The sequence below is a fragment of the Streptomyces changanensis genome (genome assembly GCF_024600715.1).
GTDB classification, from domain to species: Bacteria; Actinomycetota; Actinomycetes; order Streptomycetales; family Streptomycetaceae; genus Streptomyces; species Streptomyces changanensis.
In genome coordinates this window covers 4,817,866-4,836,620 of sequence record NZ_CP102332.1, presented here as the reverse complement: position 1 = coordinate 4,836,620, position 18,755 = coordinate 4,817,866, and the positions used below count along the sequence as shown (strand labels likewise).

The 18,755-nt window shown below is 72.5% G+C and carries 14 protein-coding genes and 5 tRNA genes; 8 read left to right on the top strand and 11 right to left on the bottom strand.

Features of this window, described 5'->3' with window-relative positions:
• Nucleotides 1-547 precede the first annotated feature (547 nt).
• The 9 genes from NRO40_RS21495 to NRO40_RS21455 all read right to left on the bottom strand — a co-directional run bounded on the left by NRO40_RS21495 (nucleotide 548) and on the right by NRO40_RS21455 (nucleotide 4,865).
• Nucleotides 548-620 (bottom strand) — tRNA-Glu (locus NRO40_RS21495).
• A gap of 22 nt (nucleotides 621-642) precedes the next feature.
• A tRNA-Gln gene (locus NRO40_RS21490) sits at nucleotides 643-714 on the bottom strand.
• An 18-nt stretch (nucleotides 715-732) separates the two neighbouring features.
• Nucleotides 733-808 (bottom strand) — tRNA-Glu (locus NRO40_RS21485).
• Nucleotides 809-869: 61 nt separating this feature from the next.
• Nucleotides 870-942: transfer RNA gene (locus tag NRO40_RS21480), tRNA-Glu, on the bottom strand.
• Between the two features lie 21 nt (nucleotides 943-963).
• Nucleotides 964-1,035 (bottom strand) — tRNA-Gln (locus NRO40_RS21475).
• An 89-nt stretch (nucleotides 1,036-1,124) separates the two neighbouring features.
• Nucleotides 1,125-1,844: an HAD family hydrolase gene (locus NRO40_RS21470; RefSeq protein WP_058942290.1), complete on the bottom strand. Its 720-nt coding sequence runs from the start codon at nucleotides 1,842-1,844 to the stop codon at nucleotides 1,125-1,127.
• 458 nt (nucleotides 1,845-2,302) lie between these two features.
• Nucleotides 2,303-3,781 carry a glutamate--tRNA ligase gene (gene gltX / locus NRO40_RS21465; protein WP_079047067.1) on the bottom strand — a complete coding sequence of 493 codons (1,479 nt, stop codon included), beginning with the start codon at nucleotides 3,779-3,781 and terminating at the stop codon, nucleotides 2,303-2,305.
• Nucleotides 3,774-4,562, bottom strand: coding sequence for a fumarylacetoacetate hydrolase family protein (locus tag NRO40_RS21460; RefSeq protein ID WP_058942288.1), 789 nt, complete (start codon nucleotides 4,560-4,562; stop codon nucleotides 3,774-3,776). Before NRO40_RS21460 ends, gltX begins: the two co-directional genes overlap by 8 nt.
• Nucleotides 4,563-4,682: 120 nt before the next feature.
• Entirely contained in the window at nucleotides 4,683-4,865 is a 183-nt protein-coding gene (locus tag NRO40_RS21455) for a hypothetical protein (protein WP_058942287.1), read from the bottom strand.
• 600 nt (nucleotides 4,866-5,465) lie between these two features.
• Between NRO40_RS21455 and NRO40_RS21450 the strand changes: the two genes are divergently transcribed.
• The 8 genes from NRO40_RS21450 to NRO40_RS21415 all read left to right on the top strand — a co-directional run bounded on the left by NRO40_RS21450 (nucleotide 5,466) and on the right by NRO40_RS21415 (nucleotide 16,400).
• Nucleotides 5,466-9,476: a nitrate- and nitrite sensing domain-containing protein gene (locus NRO40_RS21450; RefSeq protein WP_058942286.1), complete on the top strand. Its 4,011-nt coding sequence runs from the start codon at nucleotides 5,466-5,468 to the stop codon at nucleotides 9,474-9,476.
• Nucleotides 9,477-9,481: 5 nt separating this feature from the next.
• Nucleotides 9,482-9,895, top strand: a complete 414-nt coding sequence (locus NRO40_RS21445; protein ID WP_058942285.1) for a roadblock/LC7 domain-containing protein — start codon at nucleotides 9,482-9,484, stop codon at nucleotides 9,893-9,895.
• Nucleotides 9,896-10,027: 132 nt separating this feature from the next.
• Entirely contained in the window at nucleotides 10,028-10,438 is a 411-nt protein-coding gene (locus tag NRO40_RS21440) for a DUF742 domain-containing protein (RefSeq protein WP_058942284.1), read from the top strand.
• Nucleotides 10,419-11,000 (top strand): GTP-binding protein, encoded by a 582-nt coding sequence (locus tag NRO40_RS21435; protein WP_058942283.1) that lies wholly within the window; start codon nucleotides 10,419-10,421, stop codon nucleotides 10,998-11,000. Before NRO40_RS21440 ends, NRO40_RS21435 begins: the two co-directional genes overlap by 20 nt.
• A gap of 388 nt (nucleotides 11,001-11,388) precedes the next feature.
• Nucleotides 11,389-14,778 (top strand): sensor histidine kinase, encoded by a 3,390-nt coding sequence (locus NRO40_RS21430; RefSeq protein WP_058942282.1) that lies wholly within the window; start codon nucleotides 11,389-11,391, stop codon nucleotides 14,776-14,778.
• A gap of 10 nt (nucleotides 14,779-14,788) precedes the next feature.
• Nucleotides 14,789-15,202, top strand: a complete 414-nt coding sequence (locus NRO40_RS21425; protein WP_058942316.1) for a roadblock/LC7 domain-containing protein — start codon at nucleotides 14,789-14,791, stop codon at nucleotides 15,200-15,202.
• Between the two features lie 96 nt (nucleotides 15,203-15,298).
• Nucleotides 15,299-15,838, top strand: coding sequence for a DUF742 domain-containing protein (locus NRO40_RS21420; protein WP_058942281.1), 540 nt, complete (start codon nucleotides 15,299-15,301; stop codon nucleotides 15,836-15,838).
• The gene (locus NRO40_RS21415) at nucleotides 15,819-16,400 is read left to right on the top strand and encodes a GTP-binding protein (RefSeq protein ID WP_058942280.1); all 582 of its coding nucleotides are present in this window, start codon (nucleotides 15,819-15,821) and stop codon (nucleotides 16,398-16,400) included. The genes NRO40_RS21420 and NRO40_RS21415 overlap by 20 nt, the downstream gene beginning before the upstream one ends.
• A gap of 419 nt (nucleotides 16,401-16,819) precedes the next feature.
• On the opposite strand, the gene NRO40_RS21410 is transcribed toward NRO40_RS21415, so the two are convergent.
• Nucleotides 16,820-17,029: an acyl-CoA carboxylase epsilon subunit gene (locus NRO40_RS21410; protein ID WP_198549336.1), complete on the bottom strand. Its 210-nt coding sequence runs from the start codon at nucleotides 17,027-17,029 to the stop codon at nucleotides 16,820-16,822.
• 12 nt (nucleotides 17,030-17,041) lie between these two features.
• Nucleotides 17,042-18,625: an acyl-CoA carboxylase subunit beta gene (locus NRO40_RS21405; RefSeq protein ID WP_058942279.1), complete on the bottom strand. Its 1,584-nt coding sequence runs from the start codon at nucleotides 18,623-18,625 to the stop codon at nucleotides 17,042-17,044.
• Nucleotides 18,626-18,755 lie beyond the last annotated feature (130 nt).

Sequence of the window (18,755 nt, the reverse complement as noted above, 5' to 3'; positions counted from 1 at the left end):
GAGTCGCCGGGGCGGACGATCCGACTCGGCGCCGCGACGTGGACTGCCGCGGCCTGCCCAGCCGCCCGCGGACGAACCGGCGGGGAGCGGGCGCGCGAAGAGGCCGAGCGACTGCCCGCGGGGCCGGGCCGGGACCCGGCGCGGGAGATCGGTGCCTCTCCCCCGTGTACCGGCGCCGGTGGCGTCGCCGGCGGCCCTGCACCGGCTGGGTGCCGCTGTCGGCGGCGGAACTGGCGCCGTACGCACGGCAGATGGTGCGGTCGGCGGTACCGGACCCGGACCCGGCCGGACGGCTCCCCGAGGGGCGCGAGCGGGTGGGAGGCGGCCGTGGCGGCGGCGCTGTACGCCGCGCTGCTGCCAGGTGGGTGCCGTACGCGACCCGCTGTCGGGGCCGCGCAGGCCGGCCCAGGAGGTGGGAGTCGGCCCGCCGGTACGGCATCGATGAGCGGGGCCGCCCCTGAGCGGCCGGCCGGTCGGACGCGGTCGCGGGGCGCGTGCGCTGGACACGCCGAAGGGGCCTTCCGCATGGAAGGCCCCTTCGGACTCGTACCCCCGACCGGATTCGAACCGGCGCTACCGCCTTGAGAGGGCGGCGTGCTAGGCCGCTACACAACGGGGGCGTGGATCACTTGCGCGATCCCGCTGGCCTACCTGGACTCGAACCAAGACTAACTGAACCAGAATCAGTCGTGCTGCCAATTACACCATAGGCCACTGGTGGTCTAGACCAGTTGGTACCCCCGACCGGATTCGAACCGGCGCTACCGCCTTGAGAGGGCGGCGTGCTAGGCCGCTACACAACGGGGGCCCTAGCGATCCTGCATCGGATTCATCGGGTGCGACCCTGATGATCCCGCGGGAAGGATCTGTACCCCCGACCGGATTCGAACCGGCGCTACTGCCTTGAGAGGGCAGCGTGCTAGGCCGCTACACAACGGGGGCTTTGCAGATGAGCTCTGCGAGCTGGCCTACCTGGACTCGAACCAAGACTAACTGAACCAGAATCAGTCGTGCTGCCAATTACACCATAGGCCACCGGAACGCAACCCCCGAGGGAGATCTTGTTCGGCTTACGCTCCGGGGTTCCGGCCTTTCGGCCCGCTTCCCTCGGCGCAGGAAGAACATTACCCGAAGGTCTGCGGCGCTCCAAAACGGGTATCGCCGCGCAACAGCGCGGGGAGCTGGTCGAGGCCCGTGATGCGGGTCAGCTCGGGGCGGCCGCCGGAGCCGGAGCGGTCCAGCCAGACACCCAGGAGCCCGGCCTCGGCGGCGCCCCGGGCGTCGATGTCGGGCTGGTCGCCGACGTAGGCGACCTCCGTCGGCGGCAGGCCCAGGGCGTCGCAGGCGGCGTGGAAGGCGGCGGCCTCGGGCTTGGAGACGCCGATGTCGGCGGCGCACAGCACCGCCTCGAACCGGTCGCGCACGCCGAGGACACGCAGCTTGCGGTCCTGGTTGAGCAGGGAGGAGTTCGACAGCACGGCGTGGCGGTAGTCGGCCGCGAGGAGGTCGAGGACGGGGACGGTGTCCGGGAAGAGCTCCCAGGCGGCCTCGTAGTGCGCGAGGTACCGCGCGAACCAGGCGTCCGCCTCGTCGTCGCCGAGGGGGGCGCCGAGGAAGGCGCGCACCCGGTCGCGCCGCTGTTGCTCCCAGGTCACCTCGCCGGCGGAGAACCGCTGCCAGTGGGCGAGGGTGGCCTCCCGCCAGTGTTCGAGGGCCTCCTCGACGCAGGCGTACGCGGTGCCGAGGCCCTCGTCGCGCAGGTGGCGCCGCATGCCGGCGCGGTCGGCGCGGGCGTAGTCGAAGATCGTGTCGTCGATGTCCCACAGGACGGCGCGGATGGCCATGCCCCGACCGTACCGCCGCGGGGCGCCCACGGTGCCGGGCTTGGCGGGAGTCGGCCGCGGGGCGGCCCCGGAGGAGTCCGGCGTCGCCGCGGGGCGTTCGCGGGGGCGACGGAGGCGGTCCCCCGGGGGCGCGCCGTGCGGCGGTGCCGGGACGTCGCGGGGGTGGTCCGGTCGCAGGGGTGGTCCGGGGCGGGGTTGCCGTGGGACGCCGTGGGGTGGCGGGGCCGGTCCGGGGGCCGCCGTGGGACGCCGCGGGGGCGGCGGGGGCGGGCTTGCCGTGGGGCGGCCGGCGGTCCGGGGGCCGCCGTCGGGCGGTGCCGGGACGCTGCGGTGCCGGGACGCCGCGGGGTCGGGACGCCGCGGTGCCGGGACGCCGCGGGGCGGGACGCCGCGGGGCGGGACGCCGCGGGGGCGGCGGCCGGGGTGGCCGCCGCCCCCGGGGGGCGTACCGGTGGTGGCTAGGCGGCGCTCAGCCTGGCCAGCGCCGCGTCGATGCGGGCGAGGGTGCGCTCCTTGCCGAGGATCTCCAGCGACTCGAAGAGCGGCAGGCCGACCGTGCGGCCGGTGACGGCGACGCGGACGGGGGCCTGGGCCTTGCCGAGCTTGAGGCCGTGCTGCTCGCCGGCGGCGAGGACGGCGTCCTTCAGCGACTCGGGGCTGGTCCAGTCCGCGGCCTCCAGCGTGGCGCGGGCCGTGCGCAGCAGGGCGTCGGAGCCCTCCTTCATCGCCTTCTGCCAGGACGCCTCGTCCTCGACCGGCTGCGCCAGGAAGAGGAAGTCGACGTTGGCCGTGATGTCGGAGAGGACCGTCAGGCGGGTCTGGGCGTGCGGCGCGATGGCCTCCCAGGCGGCCTGGTCGAAGTCCTCCGGCGCCCAGGGGGCGTGCGGGGCGCGCAGCCAGGGCTCGCAGGCGGCGGCGAACGTCTTCACGTCCAGCATGCGGATGTGGTCGGCGTTGATCGACTCGGCCTTCTTGAGGTCGAAGCGCGCCGGGTTGGCGTTGACGTCCGCGATGTCGAACCGCTCGACCATCTGCGGGACGGTGAAGACGTCCTGGTCGGCGGAGAACGACCAGCCCAGCAGGGAGAGGTAGTTGAGCAGGCCCTCGGGGAGGAAGCCGCGCTCGCGGTAGATGTTGAGGGACGCCTGGGGGTCGCGCTTGGAGAGCTTCTTGTTGCCCTCGCCCATCACGTACGGCAGGTGGCCGAACTCCGGGACGGTCTTGGCGACGCCGAGCTCGATCAGCGCCTTGTACAGGGCGATCTGGCGCGGGGTGGAGGACAGCAGGTCCTCGCCGCGCAGCACGTGCGTGATCTCCATCAGCGCGTCGTCGACCGGGTTGACCAGGGTGTACAGCGGCGCGCCGTTGGCGCGGACGATGCCGTAGTCCGGGACGTTGTCCGGGGTGAAGGTCAGCTCGCCGCGGACCAGGTCGCGGAAGGTGATCGGCTCGTCCGGCATGCGGAAGCGGACGATGGCACTGCGGCCCTCCGCCTCGTACGCGGCGACCTGCTCGGCGGTGAGCTCGCGGCAGTGGCCGTCGTAGCCCGAGGGCTTGCCGGCAGCGCGGGCGGCCTCGCGGCGCTCGTCCAGTTCCTCGGTGGTGCAGTAGCAGTGGTAGGCGTGGCCGCCGTCGAGGAGCTTGCCCGCGACCTCGCGGTAGACGTCCATGCGCTGCGACTGCCGGTACGGGGCGTGGGGACCGCCGACCTCGGGGCCCTCGTCCCAGTCGAGGCCGAGCCAGCGCAGCGAGTCCAGGAGCTGGCGGTACGACTCCTCCGAGTCGCGGGCCGCGTCGGTGTCCTCGATGCGGAAGACCATGGTGCCGCCGTGGTGCCGGGCGAAGGCCCAGTTGAACAGGGCGGTGCGGACCAGGCCCACGTGGGGGTTGCCGGTCGGCGAGGGACAGAAACGGACGCGGATGGACGCGTTAGCCACGCTTGATCACCTTGTTGGTGAGAGTGCCGATGCCTTCGATGGTGACGGCGACCTCGTCGCCGACGCTGAGGGGGCCGACCCCGGCCGGGGTGCCGGTGAGGATGACGTCGCCGGGGAGCAGCGTCATGGCCTCGGAGATGTGGACGACCAGGTCCTCGACGGAGCGGAGCATGTCGCTCGTGCGGCCGAGCTGGCGCTGCGCGCCGTTGACCGTGCACTGGATGGTGAGGTCGCCCGGGTCGAGGTCGGTCTCCACCCACGGGCCCAGCGGGCAGGCGGTGTCGAAGCCCTTGGCGCGGGCCCACTGGCTCTCGCGCCGCTGGACGTCGCGCGCGGTGACGTCGTTGGCGCAGGTGTAACCGAAGACGACGTCCTTGACGCGCTCGCGCGGGACCTCGCGGCACATGCGGCCGATGACGACGGCGAGCTCGGCCTCGTGGTGGAGCTCTTCCGAGAAGGAGGGGTACTCGATGGCGTCGCCGGAGCCGATCACCGAGGTGGTGGGCTTGAAGAAGGCGACCGGGGCGTCCGGGACCTCGTTGCCGAGTTCCGCGGCGTGCTCCGCGTAGTTGCGGCCGATGGCCACGACCTTGTTGGGCAGCACGGGCGGCAGGAGCCGGACCTTGGCGAGCGGGATCTTGGTGCCGCTCAGCTCGAAGTCGGTGTACGGGATGCCCCGGATGACGTCGAGGACGAGGTCGCCCTCCGCGCCGGGGGCGGCGTCACCCTCGACCGCGCCGAAGGCGACGTTGCCGTCGATGGAGAACCTGGCGATGCGCACGGATGCCTGTGCCCCTCACTGAGCTGGCTGGAGTCTGACGCTCCAGGCTAACGCCCGGGGGACGCGCGGCCGGTCCGGTGTGGTGCGCGCTCCCCGCAGCGGGTCGCGCGCACCGGCCGTTCAGCGCCCGGCGGGGACGGGGACGTCCATGAGGACGGTGCGCCGGGGGTTGGCGGTGGCGGCGGGCAGCGCGGCCGACTGCTCCGGCACCACGCCCCGGCCCAGCGCGGCCGCGTCGGCGAGGTGGGCGAGGGTGGTGCGGCGGGGGTTGGCGGTCGTGCGGATCGTCATGGTCGTCTTCACGGTGTCTTCGGACCTCGTTGCTCGGCTCGGGCGGACGGCGGGGCGGGCGGCTGGGCGGGGCTGGGCACTGGACGGCCGGCCCATCCCTGTAAAGCGTCAGGCTAAACATCGTCGTTCCCGCCAATACCGCGCAGAGCACGCGAGTGGCATGTGAGTTTCCTCACCAGCGACCGGGCAATTCCGGCATTACAGGCACCCGAACGGTCTGACGAAAACGGACATCACCTGACCGAATGCGCCATTCCGCCGCTGATCATGTCGACTGGGGCAGCCTCCACGCGTAAGCGACTCGTTCGAAATCGTCCGATTCCTCCCTGATCGCTTTCCACGGGACGTGAGCATGTGATCACATGCCGTGACCCACCCCGTCGGGCCGGCTGCCGCCCTTGTTGGAGATCCTGCACTGTGCTGGAATTCCACGCACCGCCGCATGGAGACCGGCGAGCTGGGGCGCAAAGGCAGCGCCGAGCGGCGGTGGGGAAGGGGGGATTCCGCGCCGGTCACCGACGACCACCGAGGGGCGCACTCGCGCTCCCACGACGCCGACACCGTCTCGTCCGTTCGCGCGGAGGGACGCCTGGTCCAGAGGTTGCGACGCTAGTGCAGGGACGTTTCAAGAGGGATGGCAGCGCTGCGGCGGAACAGGAGCCGCGCGGCGGGACCGACCGCGGCTCCTCGCCCCAGCACACCCAGAACCCGGGACCGGCGGCCGCCGGCGACGGCGACCACGCCGGCCGTACGGCGGGCGCGGCGGGGACGGCCCCGACCGGGTCCGACGCGGGTGCGGCGGGTGGCGGCAAGGGCGTGAAGCCCGGACGGCGCGACAAGTCGGGCAAGTCCGCCAAGGCGGGCAGGTCGGCGAAGGAACCCAAGGAGCCGAAGGAGCCGAAGGCGGTCACGCCCGGCGACACCGGCTCCCGAATAGCCCTGCGCAACTGGCGCATCAGCACGCGACTGGTCTCCCTGCTCGCCCTCCCCGTGGTCGCCGCGACCTCGCTGGGCGGACTCCGCATCCAGGAGTCGATGGAGAACATGGAGCAGCTGGACCACATGCAGCTGCTCACCAAGCTCACCCGCGAGGCGCACCACCTCGCGCAGGCGCTCCAGGAGGAGCGCGACCTCACGGCCGGCCCGATCGCGAACAACGCGAGGCCCGACAACTTCCAGATCAAGAACCCGCGCGACAAGACCGACTCGGCCCAGCGGGCGTTCCTCAACGCCACCGACGAGATCGGCGACACGCAGGAGGACGAGGCGCTCGCGAGCATCCGCGCCAACGTCACCCAGATCGCCAACCAGGTCATCAGCCTCGGGGTCATCCGCAAGGGGGCCTACCAGGGGGAGATGAACTCCGCGACGGTCGGCAAGTACAACCGGCTCATCGAGTCGCTGCTGACCCTGTCGCAGGACATGGCGCAGGCCACCAGCAACCCCGACATGATCAAGCGCACCCGCGCGCTGGCGGCGTTCTCCTCCGCCAAGGAGTACGCCTCCATGCAGCGGGCCGTCATCGCCGCCGCGCTGCCGAAGACGACGGCCGGCAAGACCCGGCTGAACGAGAACGACCGCCAGTACGCCGAGGACGCCCGCGTCAACGAGAACGCGGCGCTCAAGTCGTTCCACTCCATCTACGAGTCGGCCGGCGGCGACGCCACCGAGCTGCTCGCCCCGCTGAACTCCGGCAACCCCTCGATCCAGGCCGCCGACCAGTACGCCGGCCGCGTGCTGCGCGAGCCGAACGGCCTGAGCAACGCCCAGCGGCGCACGTACCTCGACTGGACCGACGAGGCGGAGACCAAGCTCCGCGCCATGGAGACCATCGAGGCCACGCTGCTGGGCGAGATGGAGAGCAAGGCCCGCGACCTGCGCCAGGAGGCGCAGCGCGAGGCGATCATCAACGGCGCCCTGATCATCCTGGTCCTCGGCGTCTCGCTGGTCGGCGCCTTCGTGGTGGCCCGCTCCATGATCCAGTCGCTGCGCCGGCTCCAGAACACCGCCACCAAGGTCGCCCAGGAGCGGCTGCCCCAGCTGGTCGCGCAGCTCTCCGAGGCCGACCCGCAGGACGTCGACACGTCCGTGGAGTCCGTCGGCGTCCACTCGCGCGACGAGATCGGCAAGGTGGCCGCGGCCTTCGACGACGTGCACCGCGAGGCGGTCCGCCTCGCCGCCGAGCAGGCCCTCCTGCGGGGCAACGTCAACGCGATGTTCACCAACCTCTCGCGCCGCTCCCAGGGTCTGATCCAGCGTCAGCTCTCGCTCATCTCCGAGCTGGAGTCCCGCGAGGCCGACCCGGACCAGCTGTCCTCGCTCTTCAAGCTCGACCACCTCGCCACCCGCATGCGCCGGAACGGCGAGAACCTCCTCGTCCTCGCCGGCGAGGAGCCGGGCCGCCGGTGGACCCGCCCCGTGCCCCTCGTCGACGTGCTCCGCGCCGCCGCCTCCGAGGTGGAGCAGTACGAGCGCATCGAGCTCGCCTCCGTGCCGGGCACCGAGGTCGCCGGCCGCGTCGTCAACGACCTCGTGCACCTCCTCGCCGAGCTGCTGGAGAACGCCACGTCGTTCTCCTCTCCGCAGACGAAGGTGCGCGTCACCGGTCACGCGCTGCCCGACGGCCGCGTGCTGGTCGAGATCCACGACACCGGCATCGGCCTCTCCCCCGAGGACCTCGCGGCGATCAACGAGCGGCTGGCGTCGCCGCCGACCGTGGACGTCTCCGTCTCCCGCCGCATGGGCCTGTTCGTGGTCGGCCGCCTGTCGCTGCGCCACGGCATCCGGATCCAGCTGCGCCCGTCCGACTCGGGCGGTACCACCGCGCTCGTCATGCTCCCCGTCGACGTCACGCAGGGCGGGCGCAAGCCCGCGCCCGGCGGGCAGGGCGGCCAGGGCGGCCAGGGCGGTCTGCCGCAGGGCGGCTCCGCCGCGGGCGGCCGGTCGGCCGGCGCCCCGGGCGGTCTGCCCGGCGGCGGGCGTCCCGGTCTGCCGGGCGGCTCCGGCGGCACCCCGCAGAACCGGCTCGCCGCCGGCCTGGGCGCCCGCGCCCAGGCGGGTACGCGCCCCGCGCTCCCCGGCCGCGACGACCAGGGCGGACGCCCGGGTGGCGCCCCGCAGGGCGGCGGCCTCCTCGGCGGACCGCAGGGCGGCCGGCCCGGCCGCGGCGAGGAGCAGGGCGGTCGGCGCCAGGGCGGTCCCGCCGGTGCGTTCGGTGGCCAGGGCGACGGGCGCGAGCGTCCGGGCGGCCCGGCGGCGCAGGGCGGCATCCCGACCCGCTCCGACGTGTGGCAGGGGGCCCAGGGCGGTCCCGCCGGTGGGCAGCCCCCGCAGGGCGGCGACCAGGGCCGGCACCGGCAGCAGCGGTCGGCGTCCGACGGCCCGCGCGCCGAGCTCCCCGGCGGCCCGCAGCGCCCCGCGCGCCCGCAGGGCCCGCAGGGTGCCGGCTGGGGTGACCAGGGCGCGCCGGGCGGCCGCACCCCGCTGGACGCGCCGCGCGGCCACGAGGAGGCCGAGACGACCGGGCAGTACGCCCGTCCGTCGGCGGAGCAGCAGGGCCCCGGCTCGACGGCCGAGTTCCCGCGCCCCGACTTCGACGGCCCGCGGCCGGACCTCGCCGGTCCGCAGGGCGGACCGGCCGGGCTCGACCCCGCCTCCACCACCGCGATCCCGCGCCCCGACTTCGGCGCCCCGCGCCAGCCGGCCGGGAGTCTGCCGCCGGCCGGTGGTTCCGGCGACGGCCGGACGCCGCTGTACGACACGCTGGAGACCAACTGGAACCACGGCCGGCAGGGTGCCGACGACGGCGCCCAGCAGGGCCGTCAGGACCAGGACCGGCAGGGCCGGCAGGACCAGGGCCGGCAGGACCAGGCCCGTCAGGGACAGCAGGGCCAGGGGCAGCAGCCGGGTCAGTGGCAGCAGGCGCCCGCCCAGCAGCAGTACCCGGGCGGCCCCGGCCGGTCCCAGGGCCACCGTCGGCAGGACCGGTTCCCGGACCAGGGCTCCTTCCAGGGCCAGGGCCAGGATCAGGGGCAGGCACCGCAGGGCGGGCAGGGGCAGTACCCCGACCAGGCCCCGCAGCAGCCGCAGGCCCCGGCGCCGTACCAGCCGCAGGAGCAGAGCAGTCAGGGCGGCGAGCGCTACCCGGCGCACGACCAGACGATGCCCACCCCGGCCGTACCGCAGCAGTCGCACCGGCCCCAGCGCCCGGCGCAGGGCCGTCCGGCCCCGGCGGCACCGCAGCGGGCCGTGCCGGCACCGGGCCAGGGCGGTCCGGGCCAGGGCGGTCAGGACCAGGGCCGCGGGGCCGACCCGGCCGCGGCGGGCTGGCGTCCGACGCCCAACGACGAACTGGTGCGCCAGGCCGAGCGGGTGCGCAAGCCCGCGGCCGGCGGCGTCACCACCTCCGGTCTGCCCCGCCGGGTGCCGCGCGCCAACCTGGTGCCGGGCACGGCGCAGGAGCAGCCGCTCCAGACCGGCCCGCAGGTCTCCCGGGCACCCGACGACGTCCGTGGCCGCCTCACGAACCTGCGGCGCGGCATCCAGCAGGGACGTCAGGCCGGTTCCGGCAACACCGGCAGCTTCCAGGTCGGTCCCACTCACCAGCAGGAGCGTGAGTTTTGAGCGCGATGAGCCAGGCGGCGCAGAATCTGAACTGGTTGATCACCAACTTCGTGGACAACACCCCCGGGGTGTCCCACACGGTGGTGGTCTCCGCCGACGGCCTGCTGCTGGCGATGTCCGAGGGTTTCCCCCGCGACCGCGCCGACCAGCTGGCGGCCGTCGCGTCCGGGCTGACCTCGCTGACCGCGGGCGCGTCCCGCATCTTCGAAGGCGGCCTGGTCAACCAGACCGTGGTGGAGATGGAGCGCGGCTTCCTCTTCATCATGTCCATCTCGGACGGCTCCTCGCTGGCCGTACTCGCCCACCCCGACGCCGACATCGGGCTGGTCGGCTACGAGATGGCGCTGCTGGTCGACCGGGCCGGCACCGTCCTCACCCCGGATCTCCGCGCGGAGCTCCAGGGAAGCCTGCTCCACTGATCGAACAGGCGGGTACGCCCCTCCGTACCCGCCTCCCGCTTTTGCCAGACACACCGTCGGCCGCCCCATCCGGCCCCCCACCGGCCCAGTCAGACGGCACGCAGACCACCTGCTGTCCCGACCGGAGGATCCATGACCCCGCCCCCCGCCTCTCACGATCCTTACGGCGCGTCGCTCGACGACGCCTCGTACGGGTATGAAGGCGATCAGCCGCTGGTCCGCCCCTATGCGATGACCGGCGGCCGGACCCGGCCCCGTTACCAGCTCGCCATCGAGGCGCTGGTGTCGACCACGGCCGACCCGGCACACCTCGCCGGGCTGCTCCCCGAGCACCAGCGGATCTGCCACCTCTGCCGTGAGGTGAAGTCCGTGGCCGAGGTCTCGGCACTGCTGTCGATGCCGCTCGGGGTGGCCCGGATCCTCGTCGCCGACCTGGCGGAGGCCGGCATGGTGGCGATCCACCAGCCAGGAAACGGAGAGACCGGCGGTACGCCGGATGTGACACTGCTCGAAAGGGTGCTCAGTGGACTTCGCAAGCTCTAGCGGCGGTGCGACCCGCTCAACCACCAGCGCGAAGATCGTGGTGGCGGGCGGCTTCGGCGTGGGCAAGACCACGTTCGTCGGCGCCGTGTCCGAGATCGACCCGCTGCGTACCGAGGCCGTCATGACGTCCGCCTCCGCCGGAATCGACGACCTCACCCACACCGGGGACAAGACCACCACCACGGTGGCCATGGACTTCGGCCGCATCACCCTCGACCAGGACCTGATCCTCTACCTCTTCGGCACCCCCGGACAGGACCGCTTCTGGTTCATGTGGGACGACCTCGTACGCGGCGCCATCGGCGCCATCGTCCTCGTCGACACCCGACGCCTCGCCGACTGCTTCCCCGCCGTCGACTACTTCGAGAACAGCGGCCTGCCCTTCGTCATCGCCCTCAACGGCTTCGAAGGACACCAGCCCTACACCCCCGACGAAGTACGCGAAGCACTCCAGATCGGACCCGACACCCCCATCATCACCACCGACGCACGCCACCGCGCCGACGCCAAGAGCGCCCTCATCACCCTCGTCGAACACGCCCTCATGGCACGACTGAAGTAGGGCGGGTGGCGCCACGGTGCGGTCGGGACGTAGGGTGATCGTCAAGTAGACGTAGGTATACGCCAGTTGTCGTATCCATCCAGCGGGCGGGTTGTGTCCTTGGACACGGCCCGCCCGCCGGGTTCATAACGTTTCGACAGAGAATCGCGACGCTTCGGACACTGGACGCATCCGCGCGGTGTCGCTGCGCTCACATGAGCCCCGCCTTTTGCTGGGGCTCGTTCTTTATGCCCGTTTTATCTCGGCCCCGGACCGCCGGAAGTCCCTCGAACGGGCTGTTTGGAACGCGGCAGCTTTACGTGCTGCAATGCACGAACTCCTGAGTAGTACGGCTCTGAGCAGAAGAACGGCACAGCGTAGGTGCCGACGCCGAGAGGTTGTTGGTCGAGTGAGGCGAAGCACGAAGAGCGCCGCGGAGCAGCAGGCGCGGGGCAACTTCACCCCGCCGCCGCGCACAGCGGCGCCGCCCGCGGACGCACCCGCAAACCCCCCGGCCGGTCCCGCCGCCGGCGGCAGCGCCAGCCGGTTCTCCCCGCGCAACTGGCACGTGGCCACGCGCCTGAACGCCATCCTGCTCGTCCCGGTGCTCGTGGGCCTGGTGATGGGCGGCTTCCAGGTGAAGACGGCCGTCGACACCTGGCAGGAGGCCAGGGACGCCGAGAAGACCGCGCGCATCGTGCAGGCCGCCTCGGCGTACGGGCAGGCGCTCCTCGACGAGCGCGACCTGACCGCCGAGCCGCTCCTCACGGCGAAGAGCCCGTCCGACCGCCAGACGAGCGTCGTCACGGACGCGTACGCCGCCACGGACGCCGCCAAGCGGAAGTTCGACGAGGTCGTCCAGGACATGCCCGCGGGGCAGGGCCTGGAGCGCCGCCTCCAGCTCTTCCGGGCGGAGGAGCCGGCCCTGAAGCAGCTGCGCGACGGCGCCTACACGCGGGCCTACGACCCGGTGAAGACCGAAGAGGGCTACGTCGGGGTGCAGCACTCCCTGATGGAGTTCTCCAACGAGCTCGGCCTCGGCACCGGCAACGTCACCAGCTTCGGCCGGACCGTCTACGCCATCCAGCTCGCCAAGGCCGCCGAGTCGCTCCAGCGCTCCATCGGCATGCACCTGCTGGTGCGGCCGAGCACGGACGACGAGGTGTTCCGCCAGCAGTCGGAGGCCTTCACCTCGTACAAGTACCTGGAGCAGATCGCGCTGCTGGAGTACATATCCGGCGGCACCCAGGAGGACGAGGACCGGCTGCGCGAGGTCATGACCCGCAAGGCCCAGGACGGTGCCAAGGAGTTCCAGTCGGCGGGCATCCAGCCGCCGGTCGCCGAGACGTCCACCGGCGAGAAGTCGGTCTTCGAGGGCATGGCCGACGAGATCGCCCGGGCCGAGGACGCCGGCGACATCAAGGCGCTGGTGAAGCGGAAGCAGAACGGCGTCACGCCCGAGACCTGGATGGCCACCGCCACCGGCAAGTTCGAGGGCTACTCCGAGGTCGAGGCCGAGCTGCTGACCAAGGCGCTCAACGAGGCCACCCGCATCGCCGACGAGGCCCGCACGGACGCCTTCGTCATCGGCGGCATCGTCGTCATCGCCCTGCTCACCGCCTTCATCCTGGCCGGCTTCATGGCGCGGCAGATGAGCCGCGCGATGCGCCGGCTGCGCCACGCCGCCCTCGGCGTCGCCGAGCAGCGCCTGCCGACGCTGGTCGACCAGCTGTCGCGGACCGACCCCGGGAAGGTCGACACGCGCGTAGAGCCCATCCCGATCGACACGCAGGACGAGATCGGCGAGGTCGCCCGCGCCTTCGACCAGGTCCACCGCGAGGCCGTCCGGCTCGCCGCCGAGCAGGCCCTGCTGCGGGGCAACGTCAACGCGATCTTCACCAACCTCTCGCGGCGCAACCAGTCGCTGATCGAGGGCCAGCTGACCCTCATCACGGACCTGGAGAACAACGAGGCCGACCCGGACCAGCTGGAGAACCTCTTCCGGCTCGACCACCTCGCGACGCGCATGCGCCGCAACGGCGAGAACCTGCTGATCCTCGCCGGCGAGGAGCCCGGCCGCCGCTGGGACCAGCCGGTCCCGCTGGTCGACGTGATGCGCGCCGCCGCCTCCGAGGTGGAGCAGTACGAGCGCATCGAGCTGTCCGGCGTGCCGGAGGCCGAGATCCACGGCCAGGCCGTCACCGACCTCGTGCACCTCCTCGCCGAGCTGCTCGAGAACGCCACCGCGTTCTCGTCGCCGCAGACGAAGGTGCGGGTCACCGCGACGCGGCTGCCCGACGGCCGCGTGATGGTCGAGATCCACGACAAGGGCATCGGCCTCACCGCCGAGGACTTCGCCGACATCAACCACAAGCTGGCCAAGCCGCCGACGGTGGACGTCGCGGTCTCCCAGCGCATGGGCCTGTTCGTGGTCGGCCGGCTCGCCGACCGGCACGGCATCCGCGTCCAGCTCCGCCCGTCGGGCGAGCAGGCCGGTACGACGTCGCTCGTCATGCTGCCCGACGCGATCACCCACGGTGGTGGTGGCGAGCTGTCGGCCGAGGACTTCACGGTCTCCCAGATCATCCCGGAGCAGAACACCTACCAGGCCCCGCAGGCCGCCCCGATGCGCACAGCCGCCGAGCTCGGCTTCGACGACTCGCGGTACGAGGAGCAGGAGGGTCCCGCGCTGGACCCGGTGGGCCGCTCCCTGCTCCGCGAGGGGCGCCGCGCGGCGCTCGGCGCGCAGCTCCAGGGCGGGCAGCCGCAGGAGGAGCAGGACCGCCCGCTCTTCCGCGACGAGGCGCCCGACCGGGGCCCGCAGGCGTACGGGCAGGAGCAGGAGCACTACGAGGGCGGTTACGAGGCCCCGTACGAGCCGCAGGAGCCGCAGCAGGCCCACGGGCAGGACGCCTACCGGCAGGACGGCGGCTACGAGCAGACGCCCGGCTACGACGGCTACCGCCCCGAGGACGGCTACCGGAACGACGGCGGCTACCAGGCCGAGACGGCTTACCCGGCGGAGACCGGCTACCGGAACGACGCCCACGGGTCCGACGGCGGGTACGCGGACGGCGGCGACTATGCCACCGGCGAGTACCCCGGTCCCGGTACGTATCCGGAAGGCGGCTTCTCATCTGCCGACGGCGACGGCGCGCAGTACGGCGGTACGTACGACGCCCAGCCCCACCAGGGCGAGTGGCCCGGCCAGAACACGTACCAGGGCGGCTACGACGGCGGCTACGGTGCAGAATCGGAATCCACCCAGGGCGCTCCCGCGAACGAGCCGGACCGCGTAGGCTTCGACCGTCCGGGTTCCGCGCCGAGCGCCGAGCAACAGCTGACCGACGCGGGTCTCCCGCGCCGCGGCAGCCCGCGGCCCGCCGAACGGCCGAGCCAGGACCGGGACCCCCAGCAGGCCACCGCGGACCGGCCCGCCCAGCAGGCGCAGCCGGCCGGGCAGGCCCCGCAGGGCGACCCGGAGGACTCCGGCAGCTGGCGTTCGTCGAACGACGAGCGCTGGCAGCGGGCCGGGAAGCTCAAGGATCCGAAGGCGGGCGGGGTCACGGCTTCCGGTCTCCCCCGGCGGGTCCCCAAGGCGAACCTCGTCGAGGGGACCGCGGAACAGACCCCGCAGGGCGGCCCACAGGTCTCCCGCGCCCCCGAGGACGTCCGCGGCAGGTTGAGCAACCTGCGGCGCGGTGTCCAGCAGGGACGCACCGCGGGAACGGACATGAACGGATCGGCCACTTACGATCAACACAGTGGCCCGGGTAGTACCTACAACCAGGAGCGTTAGTGTGAGCCCGATGAGCCAGGCGGCGCAGAATCTGAACTGGTTGATCACCAACTTCGTGGACAACACCCCCGGGGTGTCCCACACGGTGGTGGTCTCCGCCGACGGACTCCTGCTGGCGATGTCCGAAGGTTTCCCCCGCGACCGCGCCGACCAGCTGGCGGCCGTCGCGTCCGGGCTGACCTCGCTGACCGCGGGCGCGTCCCGCATCTTCGAAGGCGGCCTGGTCAACCAGACCGTGGTGGAGATGGAGCGCGGCTTCCTCTTCATCATGTCCATCTCGGACGGCTCCTCGCTGGCCGTACTCGCCCACCCCGACGCCGACATCGGCCTCGTCGGCTACGAGATGGCGCTGCTCGTGGATCGCGCGGGCAGCGTCCTGACCCCGGACCTGCGCGCGGAGCTCCAGGGCAGTCTTCTCAATTGACAGACGGACCGTGCGTTTCACGCCACCGCGCCTTAAGGTGCGGTGGCGCGGTTCCACAGGGACATGGACCGGCGACCGGTAGTCGGAGGAGGAAACGTGGCAACACCCCCAGGCGGACACCAGCCATACGACGGTGCTCACCACGTACCGGGCGACGGCGCCCGGAACCGCTACAACTTCCCCTCCGCCCCCAGCGGCCAGGGCTACCAGCAGCCCTACCAGCAGCCGCAGGTGCCGCGCGGTCAGCCCGCGCAGCACCGCCGGCGTCCCGAGGCGGGGTCCGCCCCCGCCGCCCACAACCCCCTGGTCCGTCCGTACGCCATGACCGGCGGCCGGACGCGGCCGCGGTACCAGCTCGCCATCGAGGCGCTGGTGTCGACCACGGCCGATCCCTCGCGGCTGCACGGGCAGTTGCCCGAGCACCAGAGGATCTGCCGACTCTGCATCGAGATCAAGTCGGTGGCCGAGATCTCGGCGCTGCTCTCCATCCCCCTCGGCGTAGCCCGGATCCTCGTCGCCGACCTGGCCGAGGCCGGACTCGTCGCCATCCACCAGCCCGGCGGTGACGAGGCCGCCGGCGGCCAGCCAGACGTGACACTGCTCGAAAGGGTGCTCAGTGGACTTCGCAAGCTCTAGCGGCGGTGCGACCCGCTCAACCACCAGCGCGAAGATCGTGGTGGCGGGCGGCTTCGGCGTGGGCAAGACCACGTTCGTCGGCGCCGTCTCGGAGATCAACCCGCTGCGTACCGAGGCCGTCATGACGTCCGCCTCCGCCGGAATCGACGACCTCACCCACACCGGGGACAAGACCACCACCACGGTGGCCATGGACTTCGGCCGCATCACCCTCGACCAGGACCTGATCCTCTACCTCTTCGGCACCCCCGGACAGGACCGCTTCTGGTTCATGTGGGACGACCTCGTACGCGGCGCCATCGGCGCCATCGTCCTCGTCGACACCCGACGCCTCGCCGACTGCTTCCCCGCCGTCGACTACTTCGAGAACAGCGGCCTGCCCTTCGTCATCGCCCTCAACGGCTTCGAAGGACACCAGCCCTACACCCCCGACGAAGTACGCGAAGCACTCCAGATCGGACCCGACACCCCCATCATCACCACCGACGCACGCCACCGCGCCGACGCCAAGAGCGCCCTCATCACCCTCGTCGAACACGCCCTCATGGCACGACTGCGGTGACGAGGCGTTAGACCGGTCCGACAACGCGCGGGGCCCGCACACCGTCCGGTGTGCGGGCCCCCGCGCGTTGTCGGACGGCCTGCCGGGCGGTGGCGCGTTCCGGGCGGTGGCGCGTTCCGGTCGGTGGCGCCCCGGGCGGCGGCGCGTTGCCGGGCGGCGGACCGGCCGTGGCGCGTGCCGCGCGGTGGCGTGGCCCGCGCGGTGGCATGGTCCGGGCCGTGGCGCGTTCCGCGCGGTGGCGTGGCCCGGGTGGTCTACCGGCCGTTGCGCGTTCCGGGCGGTGGCGTGGCCCGCGCGGTGGCGCCCCGGGCGGTGGCGCGTTCCGGGCGGTCCGGCGGGTGGGGGTACGGACGCGGACGGCCGAGGGCCCCGCACCCATGACGGGTGCGGGGCCCTCGGCCGCGTCGTACGGGCGGTGGTCAGCCCTGCCAGGAGTGCGGCGCCCGGAAGCCTGACTGACGCTCCAGGCGGCGCCAGCCGGCCGCGGAGTGGACGCGCCGCGCCGGGGCGGCGGCCGGGCGGGCGTTGGCGCGGGCCAGGAGCACCGCGGTGAGGGCGGCGAGCTCCTCCGGTGCGGCGTGGCCCCTCTCGACCCGGAGGAGGGAGGCGTCTGCCAGGGGCGTGGTCACGGGTTCTCCTCGTTACTGCGGCGGGTTGCCGTGCTTGCGGGACGGCAGGTCTGCGTGCTTGGTGCGGAGCATGGCGAGCGACCTGATGAGCACCTCGCGCGTCTCGGCCGGGTCGATGACGTCGTCGACCAGGCCGCGCTCCGCGGCGTAGTAGGGGTGCATCAGCTCGGCCTTGTACTCCTTGACCATGCGGGCGCGCATGGCCTCGGGGTCCTCGGCGTCGGCGATCTGCCGGCGGAAGATGACGTTGGCCGCGCCCTCGGCGCCCATGACGGCGATCTCGTTGGTCGGCCAGGCGTAGGTGAGGTCGGCACCGATGGACTGGGAGTCCATGACGATGTACGCGCCACCGTACGCCTTGCGCAGGATGAGCGAGATGCGCGGCACGGTGGCGTTGCAGTACGCGTACAGCAGCTTGGCGCCGTGGCGGATGATGCCGCCGTGCTCCTGGTCGACGCCGGGCAGGAAGCCGGGGACGTCGAGGAGGGTGACGATCGGGATGTTGAACGCGTCGCACATCTGCACGAAGCGGGCGGCCTTCTCGGACGCCTCGATGTCGAGGACGCCGGCGAGGGTCTGGGGCTGGTTGGCGACGATGCCGACGACCTGCCCGTCCAGCCGGGCGAGGGCGCAGACGATGTTGCGCGCCCACCGCTCGTGGACCTCCAGGAAGTCACCGTCGTCGACGAGCTCCTCGATGACCTTGTGCATGTCGTACGGGCGGTTGCCGTCGGCGGGCACGAGGTCCAGCAGGACGTCCCCGCGCCGGTCCGCGGGGTCCTCGCTGGGGTGGACCGGCGGGTTCTCGCGGTTGTTGGACGGCAGCATCGACAGGAGGTAGCGCACCTCGGCGATGCAGGTCTCCTCGTCGTCGTACGCGAAGTGCGCGACGCCGGAGGTCTCCGCGTGGACGTCGGCGCCGCCGAGGCCGTTCTGCGTGATCTCCTCGCCGGTGACCGCCTTGACGACGTCCGGGCCGGTGATGAACATCTGCGAGGTCTCGCGGACCATGAAGACGAAGTCCGTGAGGGCGGGGCTGTAGGCCGCGCCGCCGGCGCAGGGGCCGAGCATCACGGAGATCTGGGGGATGACGCCCGACGCCCGGGTGTTGCGCTGGAAGATGCCGCCGTACCCGGCGAGGGCGGAGACGCCCTCCTGGATGCGGGCGCCGGCGCCGTCGTTCAGCGACACGAGCGGGGCCCCGGCCGCGATGGCCATGTCCATGATCTTGTGGATCTTGGTGGCGTGGGCCTCGCCGAGGGCGCCGCCGAAGATCCGGAAGTCGTGCGCGTAGACGAAGACCGTACGGCCGTCGACCGTTCCCCAGCCGGTGATGACACCGTCGGTGTAGGGCTTCTTGTTCTCCAGGCCGAAGCCGGTCGCCCGGTGCCGGCGCAGCTGCTCGACCTCCCGGAACGACCCTTCGTCCAGCAGGAGCTCGATGCGCTCCCGGGCCGTCAGCTTGCCCTTGGCGTGCTGCGCCTCGGTGGCGCGCTCACTCGGGCCGCGCCGGGCCTCCTCGCGCAGGGCCTGCAGCTCCGCCACACGCCCGCGGGCGTCGGTGGGCTCGCCCCGGGTTTCGTCCACAACGGTCATGTACCGACCCTACGGAGCCGACCAAGGAAAACCCGCCGTTGACTCCGTACAGTCTCCGGACGGATCTGCTGTGAGCCCTGAACAGAACCGCGTCGGAAGGCAACCGAAGTGCCAGCGTTGCACCCCCCTC

Bases quoted from the DNA above. Each gene is read 5' to 3' on its own strand.
- NRO40_RS21405 (WP_058942279.1), bottom strand. From the start codon at position 18,625: ATGACCGTTGTGGACGAAACCCGGGGCGAGCCCACCGACGCCCGCGGG.
- NRO40_RS21470 (WP_058942290.1), bottom strand. From the start codon at position 1,844: ATGGCCATCCGCGCCGTCCTGTGGGACATCGACGACACGATCTTCGAC.
- NRO40_RS21445 (WP_058942285.1), top strand. From the start codon at position 9,482: ATGAGCCAGGCGGCGCAGAATCTGAACTGGTTGATCACCAACTTCGTG.
- NRO40_RS21425 (WP_058942316.1), top strand. From the start codon at position 14,789: ATGAGCCAGGCGGCGCAGAATCTGAACTGGTTGATCACCAACTTCGTG.
- NRO40_RS21440 (WP_058942284.1), top strand. From the start codon at position 10,028: ATGACCCCGCCCCCCGCCTCTCACGATCCTTACGGCGCGTCGCTCGAC.